Source organism: Clostridioides sp. ZZV14-6387, assembly GCF_020657835.1.
In the GTDB taxonomy this organism is placed as follows: domain Bacteria; phylum Bacillota; class Clostridia; order Peptostreptococcales; family Peptostreptococcaceae; genus Clostridioides; species Clostridioides difficile_A.
In genome coordinates this window covers 52,036-78,134 of sequence record NZ_JAGWCW010000010.1, presented here as the reverse complement: position 1 = coordinate 78,134, position 26,099 = coordinate 52,036, and the positions used below count along the sequence as shown (strand labels likewise).

19 protein-coding genes, 1 tRNA gene, 1 CRISPR repeat array and 3 riboswitches are annotated in these 26,099 nt (G+C 26.7%); of the genes, 10 read left to right on the top strand and 10 right to left on the bottom strand.

Annotated elements, in window-relative coordinates; genetic code table 11:
* Window positions 1–37: 37 nt before the first annotated feature.
* Window positions 38–143, bottom strand: a riboswitch (SAM riboswitch).
* A 90-nt stretch (window positions 144–233) separates the two neighbouring features.
* Complete coding sequence (locus KGF38_RS08440) at window positions 234–1,220, bottom strand: lipoate--protein ligase (RefSeq protein ID WP_054276593.1); 987 nt, start codon at window positions 1,218–1,220, stop codon at window positions 234–236.
* A gap of 258 nt (window positions 1,221–1,478) precedes the next feature.
* Window positions 1,479–1,655, top strand: a riboswitch (Lysine riboswitch).
* Between the two features lie 137 nt (window positions 1,656–1,792).
* Between KGF38_RS08440 and KGF38_RS08435 the strand changes: the two genes are divergently transcribed.
* The 5 genes from KGF38_RS08435 (at window position 1,793) to KGF38_RS08410 (ending at window position 11,258) form a co-directional block, all read left to right on the top strand.
* On the top strand, window positions 1,793–3,523 hold the full coding sequence (locus tag KGF38_RS08435; RefSeq protein WP_054270135.1) for a Na+/H+ antiporter NhaC family protein: 1,731 nt from the start codon (window positions 1,793–1,795) through the stop codon (window positions 3,521–3,523).
* Window positions 3,524–3,632: 109 nt separating this feature from the next.
* Window positions 3,633–3,713, top strand: a tRNA-Leu gene (locus KGF38_RS08430).
* 519 nt (window positions 3,714–4,232) lie between these two features.
* Window positions 4,233–4,337: riboswitch (glycine riboswitch) on the top strand.
* 209 nt (window positions 4,338–4,546) lie between these two features.
* Entirely contained in the window at window positions 4,547–7,021 is a 2,475-nt protein-coding gene (gene gcvPA, locus KGF38_RS20380; RefSeq protein ID WP_075050862.1) for an aminomethyl-transferring glycine dehydrogenase subunit GcvPA, read from the top strand.
* Complete coding sequence (gene gcvPB / locus KGF38_RS08415; protein ID WP_074178333.1) at window positions 7,021–8,478, top strand: aminomethyl-transferring glycine dehydrogenase subunit GcvPB; 1,458 nt, start codon at window positions 7,021–7,023, stop codon at window positions 8,476–8,478. The genes gcvPA and gcvPB overlap by 1 nt, the downstream gene beginning before the upstream one ends.
* Before the next feature lie 422 nt (window positions 8,479–8,900).
* Window positions 8,901–11,258, top strand: a complete 2,358-nt coding sequence (locus KGF38_RS08410; RefSeq protein ID WP_074178332.1) for an HAD-IC family P-type ATPase — start codon at window positions 8,901–8,903, stop codon at window positions 11,256–11,258.
* Between the two features lie 86 nt (window positions 11,259–11,344).
* On the opposite strand, the gene KGF38_RS08405 is transcribed toward KGF38_RS08410, so the two are convergent.
* The 3 genes from KGF38_RS08405 to KGF38_RS08395 all read right to left on the bottom strand — a co-directional run bounded on the left by KGF38_RS08405 (window position 11,345) and on the right by KGF38_RS08395 (window position 14,036).
* Window positions 11,345–11,662: a pyrimidine/purine nucleoside phosphorylase gene (locus KGF38_RS08405; protein WP_054270138.1), complete on the bottom strand. Its 318-nt coding sequence runs from the start codon at window positions 11,660–11,662 to the stop codon at window positions 11,345–11,347.
* Window positions 11,663–12,388: 726 nt separating this feature from the next.
* Window positions 12,389–13,666, bottom strand: coding sequence for an amidohydrolase family protein (locus KGF38_RS08400; RefSeq protein WP_074178331.1), 1,278 nt, complete (start codon window positions 13,664–13,666; stop codon window positions 12,389–12,391).
* A 205-nt stretch (window positions 13,667–13,871) separates the two neighbouring features.
* Window positions 13,872–14,036 carry an integrase gene (locus KGF38_RS08395; RefSeq protein WP_207644662.1) on the bottom strand — a complete coding sequence of 55 codons (165 nt, stop codon included), beginning with the start codon at window positions 14,034–14,036 and terminating at the stop codon, window positions 13,872–13,874.
* Between the two features lie 657 nt (window positions 14,037–14,693).
* Window positions 14,694–16,491: a CRISPR direct-repeat array (repeat unit 29 nt; unit sequence GTTTTATATTAACTATGTGGTATGTAAAT).
* Window positions 16,492–16,649: 158 nt separating this feature from the next.
* Here KGF38_RS08395 and KGF38_RS08390 point away from each other — a divergent pair.
* Window positions 16,650–16,907, top strand: coding sequence for a hypothetical protein (locus KGF38_RS08390; RefSeq protein ID WP_074178329.1), 258 nt, complete (start codon window positions 16,650–16,652; stop codon window positions 16,905–16,907).
* A 59-nt stretch (window positions 16,908–16,966) separates the two neighbouring features.
* Here the strand turns inward: KGF38_RS08390 and KGF38_RS08385 are convergent, their stop codons facing one another.
* Window positions 16,967–17,314, bottom strand: a complete 348-nt coding sequence (locus KGF38_RS08385; protein ID WP_227832302.1) for a hypothetical protein — start codon at window positions 17,312–17,314, stop codon at window positions 16,967–16,969.
* 458 nt (window positions 17,315–17,772) lie between these two features.
* On the opposite strand from KGF38_RS08385, the gene KGF38_RS08380 reads away from it, so the two are divergent.
* A complete protein-coding gene (locus tag KGF38_RS08380) occupies window positions 17,773–18,504 on the top strand; it encodes a hypothetical protein (RefSeq protein WP_074178328.1) in 732 nt (243 codons plus the stop codon).
* 29 nt (window positions 18,505–18,533) lie between these two features.
* Window positions 18,534–18,821, top strand: a complete 288-nt coding sequence (locus KGF38_RS08375) for a hypothetical protein (RefSeq protein ID WP_054276600.1) — start codon at window positions 18,534–18,536, stop codon at window positions 18,819–18,821.
* A gap of 232 nt (window positions 18,822–19,053) precedes the next feature.
* Here KGF38_RS08375 and KGF38_RS08370 read toward each other — a convergent pair whose 3' ends face one another.
* The 3 genes from KGF38_RS08370 to KGF38_RS08360 all read right to left on the bottom strand — a co-directional run bounded on the left by KGF38_RS08370 (window position 19,054) and on the right by KGF38_RS08360 (window position 21,224).
* Window positions 19,054–19,239, bottom strand: a complete 186-nt coding sequence (locus KGF38_RS08370) for a hypothetical protein (protein WP_227832301.1) — start codon at window positions 19,237–19,239, stop codon at window positions 19,054–19,056.
* Window positions 19,240–20,132: 893 nt separating this feature from the next.
* Entirely contained in the window at window positions 20,133–20,498 is a 366-nt protein-coding gene (locus KGF38_RS08365) for a VOC family protein (RefSeq protein WP_054276601.1), read from the bottom strand.
* 174 nt (window positions 20,499–20,672) lie between these two features.
* A complete protein-coding gene (locus tag KGF38_RS08360; protein WP_054270148.1) occupies window positions 20,673–21,224 on the bottom strand; it encodes a helix-turn-helix domain-containing protein in 552 nt (183 codons plus the stop codon).
* A 190-nt stretch (window positions 21,225–21,414) separates the two neighbouring features.
* On the opposite strand from KGF38_RS08360, the gene KGF38_RS08355 reads away from it, so the two are divergent.
* Window positions 21,415–22,377, top strand: coding sequence for a cysteine synthase family protein (locus KGF38_RS08355; RefSeq protein WP_227832300.1), 963 nt, complete (start codon window positions 21,415–21,417; stop codon window positions 22,375–22,377).
* Between the two features lie 415 nt (window positions 22,378–22,792).
* Here the strand turns inward: KGF38_RS08355 and KGF38_RS08350 are convergent, their stop codons facing one another.
* Both KGF38_RS08350 and KGF38_RS08345 read right to left on the bottom strand, forming a co-directional pair.
* Window positions 22,793–23,113: a TIGR04076 family protein gene (locus KGF38_RS08350; protein ID WP_054270150.1), complete on the bottom strand. Its 321-nt coding sequence runs from the start codon at window positions 23,111–23,113 to the stop codon at window positions 22,793–22,795.
* A 680-nt stretch (window positions 23,114–23,793) separates the two neighbouring features.
* Window positions 23,794–23,970 (bottom strand): hypothetical protein, encoded by a 177-nt coding sequence (locus tag KGF38_RS08345; protein ID WP_009889562.1) that lies wholly within the window; start codon window positions 23,968–23,970, stop codon window positions 23,794–23,796.
* Window positions 23,971–25,066: 1,096 nt separating this feature from the next.
* Here KGF38_RS08345 and KGF38_RS08340 point away from each other — a divergent pair.
* Complete coding sequence (locus tag KGF38_RS08340) at window positions 25,067–26,089, top strand: hypothetical protein (protein WP_227832299.1); 1,023 nt, start codon at window positions 25,067–25,069, stop codon at window positions 26,087–26,089.
* Window positions 26,090–26,099: the final 10 nt, after the last annotated feature.

Here is a 26,099-nt window from a genome sequence, read left to right as displayed (position 1 = left end):
AGCCTGAGTTTAAACTCAGGCTTTAAAAGCTAATTTAGACTCATCTTTCAGTATAATACTGCAGGATTTAGCACCAATGTATATAAAAATATACTGGTTGCTGGGTTTCATAGGGCCAGTCCCTTCACCACTCTGGATAAGAAGTATCAATTTTTAATTATGTTATAAATATTATCATGATTTTTTACATATGTAAACATAATTTTATAAATATTTTAAAATTTTTAATATTTCTATTTAACACCTAAGATTCCAGAAATTAGAATATCAGTGTCAGCTCCTAAGAAATAATCATTTATTTCAATGGAATCTAAAACATTCCTTAAAGCATTCTCTTCATGCTTCGTTCCAGCAAGTTTATCTTCCACAAATGAAACATCACGTTTTCCAAAAAAGTCTCCAAAAAATTTTATAGTAGTTATTATTCCCTTATCAACATTTAGATTAAACTCAACGTTTCCACCAGAATATTTTAACTCATTTGAAAGGGTATATTTTGGTGAATTACCAAAGTTCCAATCCCAAGTTTCATATTTTGACTTAGTAAGTTTTTCTATTTGTTCTATATCATAATCACTTAAATAATAATTAGTATTATCAGTGTTAGTTTTAGAGAGATAATTCATTATTGCGTCCTTAAATTCTAGTATATCCATTTTAGATTGTAGATGTTCACTTATATTAGTTACACGAGATTTTACAGACTTTATGCCCTTTCCTTCAAATTTTATAGGTTTTACCTTTAGAGCTTTTGAAAGGTCATTTATCTCAGATGAAAATAACAGTGTACCATGATGCATCACCTTATTTTTGTAGTTGTATTGAGCATTTCCAGAAAACTTCTTACCATCTATAAGAAGGTCATTTCTTCCAGAAAATTCAGCGTTTACATCTAATGTTTTAAGTAAGTCTATTATTGGTTGAGTGAATCTTCTGAAATCACTAAAGCTATTATTATTGCAGGCTATGAATGTAAAATTTATATTTCCTAAATCATGAAATACAGCTCCACCACCAGATTGTCTCCTAACAACAGGTATAGAATTTTCTTTTATATATTCTAAATTTATTTCTGAAAGTGTATTTTGATTTTTTCCAACAATTATAGAAGGTTCATTCCTCCATAAAATAAATAAGTCTTCGTCAAAATTTTTTAGAAGATATTCTTCCATCGCTAAATTGAAGTAAGGGTTTGTCTTTTCATTGTAAATTAGTAACATTAAAGTAATTCCTCCATATAATTGATAAAATTTTTTTGTTATTTTTAGTACAATTAATTTTATAATTCGACAATAATGTAAAAAGTCCTTTAAATTAGAAGATTTAAAAAAGAAGACAATCTTATATTAATAGAAGTGTATATTAAACATAATTAGAAAAGTTTGGGATTTTATGTAAAAAATAAAAAGGAATTTTAAAAACTAACTTGCAAAGTTTAAATAAATAATATATACTCAAAATATACTTAAAAAAGTGAATAGAAGGGTAGAGGCGCAATAATCTATCAGTACTAATAATGAGTTAAGCACAAAGATTTATTAGGAAAGGAGATATTGCCGAAGTTTTATAATCGATGCTTTAAGATTATATTGCTGGGGGTACATAGAAAATATGTACAACTGTCACAGGTTTATTTGTGGTGAGCTATCATTTAAGGAATTATATTATATTTATTTTAATATTGTTGATGTATTGTAATTTTCAAGCCTTGAGTGTTTAGCACTTAAGGCTTTTTTAGTTTTATCAAATACCCTGTATAATTCACAAAACTAAAAAAGAGAGGGAGATTTATATGAGAAACAAAAAAATTAATATTATTTTTCTGACGACAATTATGTTTATAATGTCAACAGTAATGGTTTTTGCAGAGGAAGATATAGACACTATCGCACTAGCTAATGCAGAAAAATTTGGAATCTTAACTTTAATACCACCATTAGTTGCTATAATACTTGCATTCATAACTAAAAACGTAATAATTTCTTTACTTATAGGGATTCTTTCTGGGAGTTTTATAATTAAAGCTAGTGGTATAAATGTGTTTGCTACATTCATACAAGCATTTTTAGACTTAGTGGATAGAGCTTTGGTATCGTTATCAGACCCGTGGAATGCAGGGATAATACTACAAGTTCTAGCAATTGGAGGGGTTATAAATCTTGTTGCAAAGATGGGAGGAGCTAAGGCTATAGCTGAGGCACTTGCCAAAAGAGCGAAATCAGCGAAAGGTACACAAATTATAACATGGTTTTTAGGTCTTTTGGTATTCTTTGATGATTATGCAAATTCATTAATAGTAGGTCCTATGATGAGACCTGTTGCAGATAAAATGAAAATATCAAGAGAAAAATTAGCCTTTATAATAGATGCTACAGCAGCACCAGTTGCTGGATTAGCTATAATATCTACATGGATAGGTCTTGAAGTTGGTTTAATACATGATGCTTTTGAAAGTATAAGTGTAGATGTTGATGCATTTGGTATATTTTTAAATACAATACCATTTAGATTTTATAATATATTAATATTAGCATTTATTGTAATATCAGCATTATTATTAAAAGAATTTGGGCCAATGAAAAAAGCAGAAATAAAATCTAGAAGTAGAAAAGTTGGTACAGACCTTGATGAAGGTGTAGAAGAATTAGATGATTTAGCACCAAAAAATGGAGTGAAATTGAGTGTGTGGAATGCTATAATCCCAATAGGAACATTAATAATAGTTGCTTTGGCATCATTCTATTATAGTGGATATACGTCTATAATGGGTGGTGAAGATAAAGCTCTAATACAACTATTTACAAATTCACCATATTCTTTTGGAGCAATAAAAGAAGCATTTAGTGCATCTGATGCATCTAGAGCATTATTCCAATCTGCACTTGTTGCAAGTTTAGTTGCTATTATAATGGCTGTAGTTAAGAAGATTTTTACAGTGTCAGAAGCAATTGATGTTTGGATAGATGGGATGAAAAGTTTAGTAATAACTGGTGTAATATTAATACTTGCATGGTCATTAAGTTCAGTAATAAAAGAATTAGGTACAGCTAAGTTTTTGATACACTTATTATCAGGTTCACTACCTCCATTCTTATTGCCAAGTTTAATATTTGGTTTAGGAGCAATAATATCTTTTGCTACTGGAACAGCTTATGGAACAATGGGTATACTTATGCCACTAGCAATACCACTAGCTTACTCATTAAATCCTGATATGTCTTATGTAATAGTGAGTACAAGTGCAGTCTTAACAGGTGCAATATTTGGAGACCACTGTTCTCCGATTTCAGATACAACAATACTTTCTTCGATGGGAGCTGGTTGTAATCATATAGACCATGTTAATACTCAAATGCCATATGCTATATTTACAGCAGTAATCACTATTGTATTTGGATATATACCAGCTGGATTAGGATTGCCAATATATATAGTATTACCAGTAGCTATAGCTGCTGTATTTGTTGGTATTCAAATAATTGGTAAGAGAGTTGATGAAGCAGAGATAGAACTTGCAGAATAAAGATATAAATAAATTTCACCTTTTATTATCATTCTTTTGTTAGTTTTTAGATAATTTTAAAAAGTTATTGAAAATAATAGCAAAATATAGTAAAATAAAAGAGTGATAAGCGGATGTGGCGGAATTGGCAGACGCACTAGACTTAGGATCTAGCGCCATTGGCGTGGGGGTTCGACTCCCTTCATCCGCACTCTACAGTACTTAGTTGTGCTGAAAAAAACTGGGATTGCTGGCTTTCGGAGTGGGCTATCCCGTTTTTATTTTTTGATAAATCAAATATAATATGGATATATTTCTAAGGATATTTTATTAATAAATATAAAAGCACATTGAGTGCTTTTTTTGTTGTTTAAAATTACAATTACATATAAGTTCTTAGATATTTGTCAATAAGATAAAATCTTATTTTTCACAAAGATAAATTTGCAAACGATTCTATTGCGTGTATAAATATATCTTTAACATAATATAGTAAATTACAATATAACTTTACTTTTAGTGTTTTATATGACATGCTAGTAATAAATTAAATAAATATATTATTTTACATTAATATATAACATATATGTATAAAAGTTAATATTATAAAAGTAGTATAATTGATAATAAAAACTTAACAAAAAAATTAATACATAAAAAAAAATAAATATAATGTGTTGACATTTAATTGAAATATTCATACAATAAAAATGAAAATAAATATTTCCAAATGAGATTAGCGAGAGAGATCTTTATATAAAAAGGCGCCGAAGAAGCAATTTAAGAAATGCCAATTCTTAGAGAAACTTTCAGGCAAAGATATCGCTAATTGATGGGACTCTGGAGAGACTTAGGTTAATAGACTATAAGTCACCGAAGAAGCAAAATAATATTAAATTATTAAATCTTTCAGGTATACAAACAGGGATATATAGGCTAGGATTATTTTCTATGCTGATATATCTTTTTTTTATGAAAAAGTACAGGACATAATATCGAAATTACTTAAGTATAGTGGGTCTAAATTTATAGGGAGGGTTATATATGAATGAATTGAAAAGAGTACCTTTGTATAATATACACAAAGAGCTTGGAGCAAAACTTGTTGAATTTGCTGGCTGGGAAATGCCTTTAGAATATGAAGGAATAAATAAAGAGCATGAAATGGTTAGAAAAAGTGCAGGTATATTTGATGTATCTCATATGGGAGAGGTACAAATAAAAGGTGCAGATTCAGAAAAATTTATACAAAATTTAGTTACAAATGATATAAGCACATTAAAGATAAATGACATTATATATACACCTATGTGTTATGAAAATGGAGGAGTAGTTGACGATTTATTAATATATAAATTTGGTGAAGAAGATTATTTATTAGTAATAAATGCAGGGAATATAGATAAAGATGTAGCATGGATAATAAAACAAAGTGAAGGATACCATGTAGATATAAAAAATGTTTCTAATGAAGTTAGTCAACTAGCAGTTCAAGGGCCTAAAGCAGAAGAAATTCTTCAAAAAATCATAGATATAGATTTAAAATCAATAAAATTTTATAAGTCAATTCCATCAACAAAAATATGTGGTTTAACTTGTTTAGTTTCAAGAACAGGATATACTGGAGAAGATGGATTTGAGATATATTGTAAAAGCGAACATACAGAAATAATTTGGAATGAAGTTTTAAAGGCTGGAGGAGAAGACATATGTCCTGCTGGTTTAGGCTGTAGAGATACTTTGAGATTTGAAGCAGCTCTACCTCTGTATGGCCATGAAATAAATGAACATATATCTCCAATTGAAGGAGGCTTATCAATTTTTGTAAAAACAAACAAGGAAGGCTTTGTTGGGAAAACAATCTTATCAGAAGAAAAAGAAAGTGGAGCTAAAAGAAAATTAATAGGCTTTGAGATGCAAGGTAAAGGGATGCCTAGAAATGGATACGATATAAAGATTGGCGACAAAACAGTAGGTTTTGTAACAACAGGATGTGCATCCCCAACAACAGGAAAAATTTTAGGTATGGGAATTATAGATTCTGAATATGCAAAATTAGGAAATGAAATAGGGATAGCAATAAGAAAAAAAGTTGTTCCTGCGATGATAGTTAAGAAACCTTTTTACAAAAAGCAATATAAAAAAGATAATACTATATCAAATGAAAAGAATAAATTTTCATATATACCTGCCACAAGTGAAGATAAATCAAAAATGCTAAAGGTAGTAGGATTAAATTCAGTTGATGAATTATTTTCAGATATACCAGATGAAATAAAGTTAAAAAGAGATTTGAATTTAGAAAGTGGGAAATCTGAATTAGAAGTAAGTAAAATAGTAAAAAGATTGTCAGAAGAAAATTTAAGTTTAGAAGATTTAACCTGTTTTCTTGGAGCTGGTGCATATGACCATTATATACCATCAATTATAAAACATATAACTTCAAGATCTGAGTTTTATACAGCATATACTCCATATCAAGCTGAAATAAGTCAAGGGACTTTACAAGTAGTGTTTGAGTTCCAATCTATGATTGCAGAAATTACTGGTATGGAAATTGCAAATGCATCAATGTATGATGGGGCAACTGCTGCAATAGAAGCATGTATAATGGCTATGAACCAGACGAGAAAAAGTAAAATAGTAGTATCAAAAACTACACATCCTGAAACTTTATCAGTACTAAAGACTTATCTGCAATATAAAGATTGTGAAATAGTAGAAATTGATTTTTGTAATGAATATGGAATTACAGATATAGAAAAATTAAGAGCTTCAGTAGATAAAGATACAGCATGTGTTCTTATACAGACTCCTAACTTCTTTGGAATTATTGAAGAAATGGAAGAAATAGAAAAAATAACTCATGAAAATAAGGCTATGTTAATTATGAGTGTTGACCCAATATCATTAGGTGTTTTAAAGACACCAGGTGAAATAGGAGCAGATATTGTTGTTGGAGAAGCTCAATCATTAGGAAATCCTATCAATTTTGGAGGTCCTTATGTAGGATTTTTGGCTAGCAAATCTAAGTATACAAGAAAAATGCCAGGAAGAATAGTTGGGCAAAGTTTAGATACAGAAGGTAAAACTGCATATGTACTAACTTTACAAACTAGAGAACAACATGTAAGGAGAGAAAAAGCAACTTCTAATATATGTTCAAATCAAGCCTTAAATGCTCTTGTAGCCTCAATATATATGGCTACTATGGGTAAAGAAGGTTTTAAAGAAGTTGGCATGCAATCTATGAAAAAAGCACATTATGCTTATAATAAACTTATACAAACTGGGAAATATAAGCCAATGTTCAAAGGTAAATTTTTCAAAGAATTTACTGTACAAGGAAATCTTAATGTAGAAACTATAAATAATAAACTTTTAGAAGAAAATATATTAGGTGGTTATAATTTAGAACACAATTATCCAGAATTAAAAAATTCAACTTTACTTTGTGTGACTGAGAAAAGAAGCAAAGAAGAAATAGATAAGTTAGTTGGAATAATGGAGGGATTATAATGAAAGAATATAATAGTTTGTTGATAGATATATCTAAAAAAGGTAGAAAAGCATATTCACTTCCAAAGTTAGATATAGATGATATAAAAGTAGAAGATATGATTGACCAAAGTATGGTTAGACAAAGTGAATTGAATTTGCCAGAAGTTGGTGAATTAGAATTAGTTAGACATTATACCCTATTATCGAATAAAAATTTTGGAGTTGATACAGGTTTTTATCCTTTAGGTTCTTGTACTATGAAATATAACCCTAAAATAAATGAAGATATGGCAGCACTTCCAAACTTTACAGGAATGCATCCATACCAATCTTCAGATACAGCACAAGGTTCTCTTTCTTTAATGTATGACTTGTCAAGTAGACTTTCAGAAATTACAGGTATGGATGAAGTCACACTACAACCTTCAGCAGGTTCACATGGAGAATTTACAGGGTTAATGATTATAAAAGCATACCATGAAAACAGAGGAGACCATAAGAGAACTAAAGTAATAATTCCTGATTCTGCACATGGAACAAATCCAGCAAGTGCAGCTATGGCAAACTTTGATGTGATTCAGATAGCATCTGATAAAAATGGAGCTGTAGACATAGATGCATTAAAAGAAGTCTTAAGTGATGAAGTAGCAGCTCTTATGCTTACTAACCCAAGTACTCTTGGATTGTTTGAAAAAAATATAAAAGAAATAGCAAGCCTTGTACATGAAGCAGGAGGGCTTTTGTACTATGATGGTGCAAATATGAATGCTATTATGGGAATAACAAGACCTGGAGATATGGGATTTGATGTAGTGCATCTTAATCTTCATAAGACTTTTTCTACTCCTCATGGTGGAGGAGGGCCAGGAGCTGGTCCTGTTGGAGTTAAAAAAGAATTGGTACCTTTTTTACCAATACCAGTGATTGAGAAACAAGAAGATAAGTATGTATTAAATTATGATAGAGAAAAATCTATTGGAAAAATTAAAAACTTCTATGGTAATTTTGGAGTGCTTGTAAGAGCTTACACATATATATTAACTATGGGAAGAGATGGCCTTAAAGAAGCAAGTGAGATGGCAGTTTTAAATGCTAATTATATCAAAGAGAGTATAAAAGATAATTATATCTTACCAATAGATACTTTATGTAAACATGAGTTTGTATTAGGTGGATTACCAAGAGGAGAGGCAAATATAAAAACTATCGATATAGCAAAGAGACTTTTAGATTATGGATACCATCCTCCAACAATGTATTTTCCTCTTATTATAAATGAAGCACTTATGATAGAGCCTACAGAAAGTGAAAGCATTGAAACATTAGATAGTTTTATAGAAGCTATGAAAAATGTTGCTAAAGAGGCAAAAGAAGAGCCAGAGCTATTGAAAACTGCTCCACATAATACTTTAGTTAAGAGAGTGGATGACGCAAGAGCGGTAAAGAAACCTATACTTACATGGTCACAAAGATAAAAAATTAAAAATAAAAATTGTAAATATAAATAAATTTGTATTTATAAGAAAAAGCTATCTAACTTAATCTGGTTTAGATAGCTTTTTTATGTATTAATATATATGATATTTACTACAGAAGTTTTAAATTACATTAGCATCTATATAGAGTGTTAGGATAATGATTATAATACCAATATTTATAGGAATTATGGAAATTTATTTTGGTAAAATTTTATTTACTTTTTTAGCTTAAGAGAAGCTTAACTAAAATATATCGAAATTTATAAAAATTTAGGAAATCTTAAGAATTATAATATTTAAATCTTTAGATTTATATTTTATTATATAAACTATAGAATAATAAAATAAAAAATTGATACTTTTATAATATATTTGTAGCTTTAAGTATAAAAAAATCGTTAAGTTGAAAGGAGTAGAATATGGATAATATTAATTTAAAAAGGTATAATTGTGATATAAATATGGGGTTAAGCAGTAGACAACTTCAAAGTAGAATAGATGATAATTTAATTAATGTATTTGATAATGGAAAAACTAAAACATATAAACAAATTCTTAAAGATAATGTGTTTACACTTTTTAACTTGATAAATATTGTTTTAGTATGTCTATTAGTATCAGTTGGTTCTTTTAAGAATACTCTATTTATATTTATTGCTGTAATTAATACTATTATAGGGATAATTCAAGAAATAAGAGCTAAAAGGTTGCTGGACAATCTATCTGTCATAGTTTCAAATAAGGTATCCGTTATAAGAGAAAGAGAGAAAAAAGAAATTGATGTACAAGAATTGGTACTAGATGATATTATGATTTTAAAAACAGGTAATCAAATTTGTGCAGATTCAAAAGTTTTAGATGGAAAATTAGAGGTAAATGAGTCTTTAATTACAGGAGAATCTGATATTATTATAAAAAACAAAGGTGATTTCTTATATTCTGGTAGTTTTATAGTTTCTGGAGAAGCTTTTGTGAGAGTTGAAAATATAGGTAAAGACAACTATGCAAATAAGATAGCTAATGATGCTAAGGTTTCTAGAAAACATAACTCTCAACTTAGAAATTCATTAAATACAATATTAAAAGTTGTAGGTATAATAATTATTCCTCTAGGAATCATATTATTTGCAAAGCAACATTTTGGAAATGGAGATTCTATAACAACATCTGTAGTAGGAACTGTGGCAGCTGTAAATGGAATGATACCAGAGGGATTGACACTACTTACAAGTATTGCATTAGCTGTAGGAACTATAAAGCTTGCAAGTCATAAAACTTTAGTGCAGGAATTATACTGTGTAGAAACTCTTGCCAGAGTCGATACATTATGCCTTGATAAAACAGGTACAATTACAGAGGGTAAAATGCAAGTTGATGATGTAGTAATGCTAGAGAAAGTAGATATTGATGATATAATGGGCAATATATGTAATGCCCTTAAAGATGATAATGCAACATTAAATGCAATAAGAGATAAATATAATATTTTAGATACATATAAAGTTAAAAATTTAATTCCATTTTCATCAGAAAGAAAATACAGTGGAGTATCCTTTGAAAATAAAGGGACATATTTATTAGGAGCATTTGAGTTTATTTTTAAGGAGAAATATAAAGAGTTTAAAACAGAGGTTGAAAGATATTCTAAAAAAGGTAATAGAGTAATAGTTTTAGCTCATAGTAATTCTTGTATGGAAGGAGACAATATACCTAAAGATATAAAACCACTAGCTTTTATATTGATACTGGACAAAATTAGAGATGAAGCTAAAGAGACATTAGAATTTTTTTATAATGAGGGTGTAGATATAAAAATTATATCTGGAGACAATCCAATAACAGTAAGTGAAGTGGCTAGAAAAGCAGGTCTTAAAACGGCTAGTAATTTTATTGATGCTACAACACTTAAAAATGATGAAGATATATATGAAGCTGTTGATAAATATAGTGTTTTTGGAAGGGTAAGTCCACAACAGAAAAAACAAATGATTTTAGCGCTAAAAAAACAAAATCATACAGTGGCTATGACTGGAGATGGTGTAAATGACGTGTTGGCACTTAAAGAAGCTGATTGTAGTATAGCAATGGCTTCTGGAAGTGATATTACTAAAAATGTTTCTAATTTAGTATTACTGGACTCAAATTTTGCATCAATGCCAAAAGTTGTTATGGAAGGAAGAAAGATAATTAATAATATTCAAAGAGCATCTTCTTTATTTTTAGTAAAGACAATTTTTTCATTCTTCTTGTCTATATTAACATTATTCTTCTTTAGTAGACAGTATCCATTTGTGCCTATACAATTATCACTAATTGGAGCTGTGACAGTGGGGATACCATCATTCTTCTTAGCTCTTGAAGCAAATAAAAGTAGAATTTCAGGAAATTTTTTACTCAATATATTAAAAAATTCCTTACCAGGAGCATTGTGTGTAACAGTAAATGTAATTATTGTGTACAACATAGTTGAATACTTAGGTTATAGTTCAAGCGTATTTTCTACAATGTGTGCGATATTAACTGGTGTATGTGGTCTTTTAATATTAAGACAACAATGTTTACCATTTAATAAAGAAAGACTATTTTTAATTGTAAGTATGACTATTGCATTTGTTATTGGAATTTTGTTTTTAGGTGGATTATTCTCATTTGTAGCATTGAGTAAAGACTTAATTCTTATAACTATAACATTAGCAGTATTAATGCCAATTATGATAAAAGTAATGCTATTCGTATTAGATGAGATATTAGATACAATAGTTCCAGATTTAAATTAAATTTAAGAATATATAAAAAAGAGCAGTTTTTAATTGAACTGCTCTTTTTAGATGTGTTTTATTTTATGTAAGAATATGTATGTTTATTAATCAGCTATATATGAGCAACAGTAGTCAACAACTTCATTAACTTTTAAATCGAAACTTGAATCACTAGGAACATTAAACTTCTGCCCTTCTTTATAAGTTATAAACTCATTACTTCCAGGTAATTTTACATCCATACTTCCAGCAAGCATTTCCATTATTTCTTCTTCTCTAGTAGAAAAAGTATATTCTCCAGGTAACATTAATCCTAAAGTTTTTCTTTCTCCATTAGGAAATATTATTACTCTACTACTTACTTTACCATCAAAATAAACGTTTGCCTTTTTTACTGCAGTAACATTTTTAAATTCACTCATTAGATAAAACCTCCAAAATTATTTATACATATATATTATATAAAAATAACACAAAAATTACTAGATATTTACAAATAAAATTTAGTATTTATTAAAAATTTTAATGTAAATAAAAAATAAAGAAAAATAATATATAATATTAGGACTTTTTGAAAGCTTATAATCTTACAAGAGAGTAATTAAATCTTTAATAATTTGAAAATAATAAGATATGAAATGAACAGATTATTCAATAGAGGTTGTGTATCTTCTAACAGCTACAGTTATAATTGTAATAAGTTTTATTTTTTACAATAGATTATTTCAATTTAATAATTTTGATATTCTTATAAAACCAATACTACTTATTTTAATATCATCAGTATTATTTATGAAAATAAAGTTGCAGATAGGATGGGTAATCTTAAGATTTAGTGTATGTAAAGCGTACAACAAAAGTAAAAGTAGAGCTTAAGGTTACCTACCAAAATGAGTTATTAATTTTATAAAACTATAGGTATTCTGCTTAATATCTGGATACATGTAGATAATCTTAAATGCTAAGAGGGGATTATATTAAGGAAAATAGTATTAGTAAAAATATGTTACATTCACTAATACTATAAATAAGCTAAAAAGAGTGTATTTTAACCTATAGTTTTGAGTTTTAAAATACACTCTTTTATTAATTGTAGTCATATGAATGAAACAGATTATAATAAAAATTTTATATAATTAAAATTTTTATTATAATTCTATACTAGGTTCTTCAATTAATTTTCCACATACATATCTATGAATGATATTTCTATCATCACCAACATAGATAAACCTTTCAAGTCTTTCAAGTATAGAATAATTGGCATGATTCAAATCTGAATCATCAATAATTAATGCATCAAAATCATAATCTTCTTCAAAACTACCAACTTTTCCAAAGAAACTTCCTCCACTTTTTGTTGCAATATAAAAAGCTTCAGATAAAGATAAGAAATTACACTTCTTACCAGAATTTACCCAATATAATTTAGATAATTGTATTGCAGATACTATGGCTTTAAATATTGACAAAGTATGCCCACCACTTATATCTGAACCAAGAGCTAATTTAATATTATTATCAATTAATTTTCTAATAGGCATAGCTCCACTACCAACATTAAAGTTAGAAGCTGGGCAGTGAACTGCCATAACATTATTTTCTCTCATTAAATCTATTTCTTCCTGAGAACAATGAATACAGTGAGCCATTAGTGTAGGAGTCTGACCAAATAAATTATATCTATTATAAGCATCTCCATAAAATTTAGATTCAGGTTCTAAACTTTTAACCCATTCGATTTCATCATGATTTTCAGATAAGTGTGATTGCATAGGAATATTATACTTTAAACATAAATCACCCAAACCTTTTAAAAGTTCACTTGTACAGCTTGGTATAAATCTAGGGGTTATTATTGGTTTTACAATAGAATCTGTATCATTGTATTTGTTTATAATTTCTTCTGTGTCAGTAATAGAATCATGAGTATTTTCTAGTAAAGTGTTAGGGCAATTCATATTCATATTTACTTTACCAACGTATGCTCCAAGTCCAACCTCTTTGAATATATCCATAAGTTTCATAGACGCTTCTTTATGTACTGTAGCAAATACAGTTATTCTTGTAGTTCCAGATTTCCAAACTTCTTTCACAAATTTTCTATACATTTTTGTTGCATATTCTATATCTGCATAATTTGATTCTTCTGGAAATGTATAAGTTTCGAGCCATGGTAGAAGTTCTTTATCCATAGCCATTCCTAGATTTTTAAATTGAGATGCATGACAGTGAAGGTCATTCATGCCAGGTATTATAAGTTTGTCAGTGTAATCTATTATTTCTGTGTTTTTATATTCTTTAGGTATTTCTTTAAAGATTCCTTTTACTTTACCTTTATCTAGTATTATGTAACTATTTTCAAATACTGTGAAAGCATCTGAAGTTTTTGTGAAAATTATATTTCCTTTTATTGCTTTTAACATATAAGTCTCCTTAGTTTTAAATTTGTTAATTTTAATATATGTAGGTCATATTTTGGTTTTATAAATTAAAATTTTACCATATGTATTATATCAAATCTAAGATATAAATTCTATTATATAATATTAAATAGTAGTTAAATACAGTTGTTTGCTATTATCTTCTAAGATACATGCTACTGACATTCAACTGACATTTAGCTGATATTTAATAAAAATATAATGCTAACTGACATAAAACTGAACCTTGTTTAAAGAGAATATTACTTATATTCTCATATGCTTCTTTATCCATTTCATATAAAATGTGAGAATATCTATTCATAGTCATTTTTATATCTGTATGTCCTAATCTTTCAGAAATTATTTTTATGTTGGTTCCAGCTAGAAGAATTAAGCGTGCATTTGTATGTTTTAATTCATGTATATTTAATATCTCGAAGATTATTATTTTTTAATAATATTTTGAAAGGCATACAAAATTTTGCTTGAGTCTAAGGTTTGAGTTTAGAGTTTAGACATATTAGGTCTAATTCATTTTTTAATACTCCTTGTAATTTTAATTTGTTTTGTTTTAGTTTTTCTTCTTTTAATAAACTTATTAATTCATCAAGTGCTGATAATGTTCTCTTTGATTTTGATTTTTTATTATATCTCTTCTGTTTTTAATTTTTTTCTTATGAAGGCTGACTTAGTATCCATAAGAGCACCATCCTTTGAGTTAGTTTGAATTAATTACTTAATTATATTTTATAACAAGTGAAAAAAATTTTCAGAGTTTATTAAAAAAATGTTTATTTTTATTAAATTATAAATTGGTACAAATATTCAAAAATAATCTATTTATGATATAATAAAAATATAAGAGTTTTGCAGCGTGCGATTTTTCTATTTAAGTATAGTTTAACAGTTGAAACATAAGGCATTGAGAGTGTATGATAAGTGTTATCAATTGCACGACTATCCGCGCACTGCAAATTTAAGAGAGTTGTATATATGTAAGTATTAGAAATGCTAAGTTTATTTTGGGGTTTTATATTAACTATGTGGTATGTAAATCCTTAAAAAGAATAATAGAACACATAATCGCAATTAGTTTTATATTAACTATGTGGTATGTAAATCCTGTACAGTGGCCTAGTTTGGCATTTCCTGGTTGGGTTTTATATTAACTATGTGGTATGTAAATTGAAATCTCCCCCAAATCGTGCGATAATTAACTCAGTTTTATATTAACTATGTGGTATGTAAATTAAGGTCGTTTGACTGGAAGTATAAGTTGTAATGACGTTTTATATTAACTATGTGGTATGTAAATTGTTGTAAGTAAAAATAAAGATGAAATAGTTAAGCTTGTTTTATATTAACTATGTGGTATGTAAATAATAAACAATTAGAAGTGGCTCAAAAATTAGACAATCGTTTTATATTAACTATGTGGTATGTAAATGAAATTTACATTAAATTTTTGCTTGAAAATCCTAATCGTTTTATATTAACTATGTGGTATGTAAATTGTTTATACGAAAGAGTACAGAGGTAAATTCTACGAGGTTTTATATTAACTATGTGGTATGTAAATAAAAGTAAAGCTGTTGGCAAAATGACAGCTAAACATAGTTTTATATTAACTATGTGGTATGTAAATTTGGTATGATAGTAAAAAAAACTAGTGCGATTACGAAGTTTTATATTAACTATGTGGTATGTAAATGGGTATAAGCAATAACATCTTTTTTATTATTTTTAATGTTTTATATTAACTATGTGGTATGTAAATAAGTCTACAACTCTTGACTTTTTCACGAATACTGGGCGTTTTATATTAACTATGTGGTATGTAAATCTGGAAGTTGGGGCATAGAGTTTATATTAACAGTACCGTTTTATATTAACTATGTGGTATGTAAATATGACATTAGTTAATTCAGCGTTTGGTGATGTTACTGGTTTTATATTAACTATGTGGTATGTAAATGATTTTGACGAGCTATGGAATGATTTAACAGAAGAACGTTTTATATTAACTATGTGGTATGTAAATATGGGAGTATACTTTTTAAACGATTGTGCTGCTTCAAGTTTTATATTAACTATGTGGTATGTAAATACAGTTGAGCTTACTGATATAATAAAAGTAGAAAGCGTTTTATATTAACTATGTGGTATGTAAATAAATATTATATCAAAATATATCAGATACATGGCAAAGTTTTATATTAACTATGTGGTATGTAAATCAAGAAGTATAAGGGACATGACTAGTCACTTTAAAAGTTTTATATTAACTATGTGGTATGTAAATTATTATGCTTATGTAACTAGCGGAGGCGCCTTATATAGTTTTATATTAACTATGTGGTATGTAAATTATAAATTCATGTGTGTCTTTATTTTTTTCTACCCATGTTTTATATTAACTATGTGGTATGTAAATTGGAATTAAAATTATCGAAAGTAGAGATACAGTCAAGTTTTATATTAACTATGTGGTATGTAAATATCTTCCAACTAAATTTATTGTATTCATTTAAATAGGTTTTATATTAACTATGTGGTATGTAAATTTATTATTATAAAATATACATAATTGTAAATAATAAAGTTTTATATTAACTATGTGGTATGTAAATATTATATAATCTAAGGGTGAAAGCAAATGAAGCTAGGTTTTATATTAACTATGTGGTATGTAAATTAGATTGCTATTAAATTAATCCTCTTAAAAGAACCTGTTTTATATTAACTATGTGGTATGTAAATATTTTTCAAACAGCTTTTGGAGCTGTATCTTCGATTGTTTTATATTAACTATGTGGATTTAAAATTAAAAATACTAAAAACACTTACTTAAATAGTAGGTGTTTTTCAAATTAAAAGGATGTAATAATATTATAAAAAACAATATATAGGAAAAACATGTAAATACATATGTTATAATATTTTTAGCAAGAAGATGGAATCTACAATTTATAGAGTGGAGTTCATGTATCAAAAAATTATCCTCCCAACATTGATAAGGGAGGTGAATATAGTAAGTACTTACTCAAAAGGTAGGTATTTTTTTATACAAAAAATAAAAGTAAGTGATAATTTGGGAATAGACATACACCTAAAAAATGGAAAAGAAAAAATAGATTTCCATTTTCCAGTTAATCCACAAGATTCTTTATCTATTAAAAAAGAAAAAAGATTTGAAACTGTTGATATAGTGAATTTAGGTGAATTTGACATTAAAAAATAAGGGGAGAAGATAAGAGAAGTCTCATTCAAGACACTCTTACTTAACTTATATGATGCTTCTTATTGCAGATATAGTGAGTTAAAAATCCAATTGAAATAGTTGCAATGCTTGAAAATGGGTAGGCCAAGCCGAGTTGTTATAATAGCTATTAATATCATTGCTATTATTGTAATATCTAATTTTCTTGTGAATAAACCTATTACTATATATTCAAGACCCATTACATAGCGAGAAAGTACTTCTAGTTTAACAATTCTTTTTCTATATATATTTCCATACATTGATTCTAATTTATTAAAATATTTTTCACTGCAAAAACTAGTTTTAGGTTTAATTAAAGATATTATTGTAGTTAATATTATAATTCCTATTCCAATAAGTATAAGATAGGTATTCCAAAGTTTCATAGAAAAGACCTTCTTTAAAATATAATTTATTAAGGTGAAAATTTAAAAAAAAATCATTTAGCTTTATCTATTTTTATTTAAATAATAAAATATTATGTGAATTAGAGTACCTATAAGCACCCCCACAAATAAAAACATAAATGGTTTAATTTTATTAAAGCTTATTTCTTTTGCAAAAATAAATTCATAAGAAGGCTACAATACAAAAACCTAGCATAGTGGGAAAAGAAGTCTTTAAAATATTTTTCATAAATAATCACCAACTCATATAAGGTTTATTTTTCTTAATTAAAGTATATCAGCAACATAATTACAAAGAGTATCTAAAATATTACAAATATATGTAATAAAATTTAATGATAATATATTAAATATCAAAAAATATAACTATTCTACAAAAATAGATTGAAAATTCTGAGTATTTATATTATAATTTATATAAACAAGGAGGTGTTCTTATGAAATTAAAAAAACTTGTACCATTTGTAATATCAGTATTAATGATTTTTCAAGTATGTGTACCATTTACTTTTGCTGATGAAGACCCCCCTGAAAAAATTCCTCAAAGGATAATAGATTTAGCAAATCACAACATTAGACCTAGAAATGAAGACCCTAAGAGTAAAGTAATGTTAAACAGTAAAGATATCAAAAACTTAATATCAACAGAAGAAGATACAATATTAGATGTTGTAAAAATAGCTGAAAATAAAGATTCAGAAACATTTGATGCAACTGTAATAGTAACTAGAGCTATACTTAACAAATATCAGGAAGAAATACTTGCAGATGTAAAGTATTTTGTAAAAATGACATATGATAAACGTAATTTGCCTGATGGATATCCTGGATACAAAATAACTAATGTGAGTGGTGGTGTTATATCTAAGTCAGACCCACAAATGACTCCTACAAAATTATATCTACGTTCAATTTCTGGTTACAGTAGATATCTTAATGCTACAGGGAATCGTACTTCTGGAATAGAAAAATTTAATTCTACAACATGGAATTCACCAAAAATGGGTTCTACATATTCATTTTCTCCAAGTTCTAATTACTACTATGATGCTAGTGGAGCAGGTGGAGTAAATGCACAGGCTCATTTAACAGTAAAGAGAAGTGTATCAAGTGCCACTTGGACTGATTATGTAGATGTTTTTATAGGAACTAGATTTGGTTTAACATAAAATATAAATATGGAATTTAGGTGCTTTTTATGAAAATTTTTTTATATGTTTTATATAGTTTTATAGTTATTACGATTAATTTTATATTAAAAGAAAAAAATTATAACTTTATTTTATTAGCAATATTTTTTATACTTCTATTAATTCAAAATGGGGTATTAAAAACAGGTTATCAAAATAGAGCCACATTTTATCAAGACAATTACTTTAATGAAGAAAATAAAAATGATGAGATAAAACTTATGACTATAAAGAATTTTATATTTTTGTCTTTACCAGTATGCTTTAATATACTATTCAACTATTTAATTTCTTAAATTGCATTTAGATTTATTTTAGTAGTATATAAATTAAATTTAAATATTAGACAAAAAGGTGATAGATAATTTCTATCACCTTTTTAATATATTCTACTTTAAAAATAATTTTTTATTAGTTAAAAAAATTATAGTATATGTTGTAATAATACGAACGAAATTTATTCTACAAAATAAAATATAATAAAAATAATTCATTTTGATATTTGTGCCCTTAGACACTTCAAACATCTTAAAAGGGTGATTTTTTCATTTCTCCAAACAACCTTGTTTTTTTATCTGTAATTATTAAATCAATCTTATTTTCTTCTAATATTTCTGTTACAGTACAAATGAGATTATCTAAGTCAAAACTTCGAGTTATTTTTAGTTGCTTGTTATTTACTACTCTTTTAAGTATATAAGTCTTAAAACACATTTATATCACCCCATATATTTATAGAGTAGATGAAACTAAAAAAGATTTTCTAGAAAAGAAAATCTATATAACTATGTATCTATAAAATTATAATAAGCATATGAACTATCAGTATAAACAATCAATATATGTGTATATCCATACAATTTATTTTTAAATATACATATTATTACCCACATAAAAACTTTCACAAAACCAAAAGAGTATATATTTTTGATGACTGCTTGATATAACTTATAATTCGTTTTATAAGTCTTATTTAATATATATTTATGACACTAAATTCCTTTGGTTTTGCCAATTTAGTTTTATTCTACAATTAAAACAATATAATACAACTAGATATTATTCAACAGATATGTTTGAAAATTGAATAAATTTATAGATATGAATAATCTTTTTTATATGTAAAAAGGGTAATGAAATATTTAGTAAGTAATAATAGAAGATATTAAAAAAGAGTGCAAAAGCACTCCAATTGTGAGAAATATATACATGAAATCATTATTACAACAATGAAAAATGTACATATAAGAGACAGTTTGTATTTATCTTACATGATAACCTATTAATGTTAACTAGATGTTCATCATAGTAACATAAAAGAAAAAAGGAGTAATTCATACTCCATTTGTCAAAAATATAAAACTTTCATATAAGGTTATTATAACATAATTAATAAAAGTGTAAAGATATATAATAAATTTGTAAAGCTAAAGATAAAAACATAAATCCTAGTTTAAAGGATTTATCTCAGATTGTTGACTAATAGCTTCTTAGTTTGATAAAACTTAAGAAGCTATCTCGATTTTACCATAATCTTTTTTAAGACTTCAAAGATTGGTATTAACAAGCTAAATTTACAATAGGGTTACTTACTAATATACAATCAGCTATACCCAAAATGCCCACCTTACACCAAATCTATCTTCAAATCTTACAGTGCATGGACTGTAATCTGTGGATTGTATTGGGTTAATTGTAATACTTTCAAACTCCATATTTGAATAAGCTCTTTTTAACTCATCTTCATTATCAAACTGGAGACATAACTGATATCCTCCAGACTTTGAAACTCCATCACTATTACCAAAATCATTTAGTATGAGCAATCCATCATGAATTGTTAGTTCTGCATGAACGACAAGACTTGAATTGGAATCCTCAATGAGCGTTTTAACATCAGCATATAGTGCATTCTTATATAGCTCTATCGCCTCTTTACAATTTCCGTTAAAATATATATGAGTTATGAGCATTAAAATCCCTCCTGTGTTTTATATTATAATATCATTTACATTATACGACTAAATGTTGTCTGCATTATATCATAATCAATTTAAAAAGGCTATCGACAGTTTTATGTTGATAGCCTGATATAAATCTTAGTTTAAAGAATTTATATTTTTGTATAAGAAATAATTATTCTATTTTTAAACTGGATAGTAATTTATTATTACTGTTTTTAATGTTTTTTCCCCTTGATTATGGTATGTATGTACTGATTCAGCTGAAAAACAAATAGAGTCATTCTCTTTAAGTTGATAAACGCAATCATTTGCTTCTAATTTTAATTGTCCTTCTAGAATCATAATGTATTCTTGTGATTTTTCAGAATGACCAACAGATGTATAACTATGACCCTCTTCTAATTCCATTTGAAATAACTCAAAGTTTCTAGTTGGTGTATTAGGATAATAACAATAAAGACGATAATCTTCATTTTCTGAAACTTGTACATCTATATCAGCTTTTGACACAATAAAAGTTTCGTTTTGAGGTTGATCAAGTATCGCAGTATATGGAACATTTAATCCACTTGCAATTTTCCAAATTGTATTTACTGTTGGATTAGAGTCGCCTTTTTCAATTTGTGATAACATGACCTTACTTACACCAGATAATTCTGCAAGTTGACCTAGACTTAGGTTACGTTCATTACGTAATCTATTTAAATTTTTAGCAATAATAGTATTAATACTCATATTAACTCCTTAAAATGTAAATTATTGACAAATATAATTTACGAATGTATAATTTATTTAACGTTATTTATAATTTACAAAGGTATAATATAATGAACGTTAAGTATACTGTACATCCGTAATATAAATTATAATGCATAAAGGACTGTTTTTCAATGGATGTTAGTTGAGAGATTAAGGGGGAATTGTAATGCATGTACTTAATAATGTTACAGAAGCTGTAGGCAATACTCATATGTTATGTTTATCTAAAATAGCAAAGGAATTTGGAGTTGAAGGTAATATCTATGCAAAGATGGAATATTTAAATCCAGGATTCAGTAAAAAGGATCGTGTAGCATTACAAATGATTACAGAAGCAGAAAATGCAGGGTTATTAGTTCCAGGTCAAGCAGTTGTGGAATTAACAAGTGGCAATACAGGAACAGGATTAGCAATAGCTTGTGCATGTAAAGGTTATAAATTTATTGCATGTATGTCAAAAGGAAATTCTATGGAAAGAGCAAGAATGATGAAAGCTTTAGGAGCAGAAGTAGTTCTTGTAGACCAAATGCCAAATTCAGTTCATGGACAAGTATCGGGTGAAGATTTAGCGCTTGTAGAAGTCGAGGCTCAAAAAATAGCAAAAGAAAGAAATGCATTTAGAGCAGACCAATTCAATCTAGAAGCTTGTAACCACGCACATGAATGTTATACAGCAGAAGAAATGTGGGAGCAATTAGATGGAAATATTGATGTATTTGTAGATTTTCTTGGAAGTGGTAGTACTTTTGCTGGTTGTTCAAAAACACTTAAAAAACATAATCTTTCTATTAAATGCTATGTGGTTGAACCTGCAACAGCAGCAATTTATTCAGGTAAAGAAATAACTGACCAAGGGCATAAAATACAAGGTGGAGGCTACTCTATGGATTTGCCACTAGTAGACAAAAAACTTATTGATGGATACATTCAAGTAACAGATGATGAAGCAACTGATGTAGCAAGAAAATTAGCTAAATTAGAGGGTGTCTTTGCAGGTTTTTCTTCTGGTGCAAATGTATGTGCAGCAATTAAGTTATTACAAAGTACCGAAAAAGGGAAAAGTATAGTCTTGACTCTTAATGATAGTGGTCTAAAATATTTAAGTACTGATTTATACGAAGAATTATAATAATGTTAGAACAGTGATATATTATTTCTTAAATTAAATATATAGATTTAAATTATAAAAAGTATCTCAATGTAGTTTTTGAAAATTATAAAGGAGATGCTTTTTATTTTATAGATATAGAATGTTATAGGAGTAATAATAAAAATAGTGGGAAATGAATCAATATGTAAGAGGGCATATACTGTAACTATTTTCTTAGATTGTATAAAATTAGATATAAGTATAAATAGATAAAGCTATTCTTATTTAGTAAGTTTTACCTATTTATAACTAATTTAAAAAAGTAATCTTGTAGATGCAAATTAGTTTTTGAAAGAAATTAAATTTTGAAATTAGATTTATACTTTAGAAACATGAAGGTATATAAAATTTGACTAGATAATAGAATCAATTATTAGTATAAGTGTATTTTATACTACATTTTAGATTCTTCATCTGTTCTCTCAATTTTAAAAATAACAGGACGAATACCATCATTGCAAGAACATATAGCAATTCCTTCTTTATCTATCCAATCTCCATAGTAAAACAATTCACTACCATGAGATAAAGCAAATACATACTGATACATTGCCTTCCATGCTTCATCACATAATTTCTCAGGTTTAGCAAAATCTCCAAAAAATACTTCTCCTACTTTATGCATAGGGCATTTTCCAATACCTTCACATCCATATTTATCTGCTAAATCTTGATGGAATGTAGTTTTTATAACTTCTATTTTACATTTTTTCATAAAAATCATCTCCTTATATATTTGTTTATATAAGTATATGTTCTATTTTATGTTTAAACAAGTACTTACTTTTAAGTAAAGTACTAACGTTTGGGAGAGTACTCTTAATATAGAACTTAGTTATACACAAATCTACAATCGTGTAGATAACATGAAAATTAGTAAATTATTGACATTAAGATAACTTGTATTAAATGAACTTTAAATAAACTAATTCATAAAAATAATAAATAAAAATATAAATAAACATAAAGAAAAGATAAGAATTTTGTCTAGTTATACATTTTTATTGACCAGTTATGCAGTTGATATTGAATATTCTAAATATTGGTGTTATTTTATAGGTGGTTTAAACATACTAGGGGGATTTTATAGATGTTATTTGTATGATTTATAGAGAATGTACAAAATAGTAAAAATTTAGGCTATATTTGATGAGATTACAGAATATATGTATAGAAAAATGCTCATACATTAAGTTAGGTATAAGGAATGTATAATTTGTATTGGATGATTTATTTTTATATGTATGCTTTTAACTGTTTTAATGAAAAAGTAAAGATGTACTCCCAATACATCTTTACTTTAGCAGAAGTTATAGTTACTTATAAAGTACAAAAAAATTATATATTTATTAAGGTAGGTAAATCCAAAAAGGCTTTCCTAGGAAAAACTTAATTTTAATTATATCGACTCACTAATAATAAAACTTGATGTAAGCATGTTTCAACTACAGTTTCTCCATATTCTGATATAAAATCATCTAATTGTGTATCTAAAAAATTACAATAATCGTATGAACTACTTATATAAGCAGTTAATATATGTGTACATTTGTCTATTTCTCCAATAAACATATTATTCATCCCCCTAAAAAATTTAGTAAAATCAAAAATTGTATTTTAGTAACAAAATAACAAAACTTATAAAATTTTTTAGTACTAGTTCCTATAACTCTATAAAACCAAATCTTCCTAGTTTTACCAATTTAGTTTTATTCTACAAATATATAATACTAGAAGATGCTTTATTATTCAACATGCTTGTTTGAAAATGAAAAATATTATGAAATTATACTTATTGCTTTTAAAAGAAAAACTAATGATAAATAAGTCTATATTCAATTATTTATATTAAAAATTGTGATTTGAAATTAACTAGTTTAATTTCAAATGGGTAAATATAAAAAGTAGCTGGATAAAATTTTTAAAACAAAAGAGCAAAATAGAAAATTTATTTTACTATTGGTAAAAATTTTTAAGGCATATATAATAAAAAAATATATAAAGTCTTTATAAACAACAAAAGATATAGAGAATTGTGCATAACAATTCTTTATATCTTTTTAATATATTTAAAAATTTTATAACTTAATAAGAAATTTAGAAATACACATAGAGTAAATTTTATTAATTAATATTAAATAAACTGGATAAAAGAATAACTATTTAATAATCTTTCCACAATAAGGACAGTAAGAGCCACTCTTTAAAAGTTCCATCCTTAAATCTAGACAATGATTACAGTTTGGACAACGGTAAAATTGCCACTCAATAAAAATACCAAAAAGAATAAAAATAATTGAAAACATATAATTTCCAATAAAAATAATAAAGGCAGCTGCAATGATAAACATGCTGATGGATGCTAAAAAGCTTATTTTCAACTTTGTATAAATATCTATATTTCTCATATAATCACCAACTTATTTTAAATTTAATCTTACTAATAAAAGTATAGCAAGTCTCTTATAAAAAAGAGAATCTAAAAGATTACAATAAAAAATAAACATATTACAAGTTATTTTATAAAATAGTAAATTTAAAAGCCTACTTTTGATGAGTTTCAATAAATCAAATAATTTAAGCTTTATTTAAGATTAAGACTATATTGATATAAGATTCAAGTTTTAATATATATGTGTAATCAAAATAATTTAGGAGGATTAGTACATTGGTAAATTGGGAAATGAAAAAACTGATTAAATCTAAAAATATGTTTATATCTTTAGGGATATTAATGTTAATACTATCAATCAATATCTTTGTTAAACCTGTTTTAGAGACGGAAAATTATTATATAGATAAAGAAAGAGGGCGTATAGAAGATACAAGAAGTAGTGATGATATAGGTAATTATAAATTTCAAAATAAGATTAATATTTTAAATCAACTTTCAAATCAAAAAGATACAGATGTATTTTCTAAAAAAATTAAGTCAATGTCAAATATCAAACTTTATAATTTAAGTGTGAATCAGTATAAAGATGTTAGTTTTTGGAAGGTGTTTAATTATAGAGCTACAAATACACTTATAAATGTAGGGATGTTAATTACTATCGCTATAATTATCTCAAATATTTATATAGACGAAGTGGTTTCTTCAGTAAGAGATATCATACTATCATCAAAAGAGAAGAAAAAAGCATTAAAGTCAAAAATAGTTGTTGCTTTATTAGTTCCACTAATAATTTATTCTGTTTATTTGATTGGAATATTCATCATAACTTGTATGCAACAAGGTATGCCAACTAATGGAGATTTAGAAGCTTTCAGAATAGTAGATAACATAGCTACTTTGAAATCAAATTTAAGCATAATAAATTATGTGATATCAAATATAGGTATTGAGTTTTTAATGTTTGAAGGATGGGCTATGATAGCCATATTAGGTTCATTTATAAGTAAATCTTCAATAACATCAATAAGTTTTTTTATATTTATTATAGCTATAACTAAGATAATGTCAGTAATTCATGTATTACCTAAAAAATTACTTTTAGTTATTTCTACTGTAAATTATTATGATTTGATATTTGGATTTAATAAAATAATAGGAAATTATTTAGGAGAGATTATGATATTTAAAATGCATATAGATATTGTTAATCTATCAATAGGGTCTTTGATAGCAATATTCGTAGGTGCTATGTCATTATGTTTCTTAGTAATAAAGTCAGATTATATAAGTAAATAAAGGAGAGTTA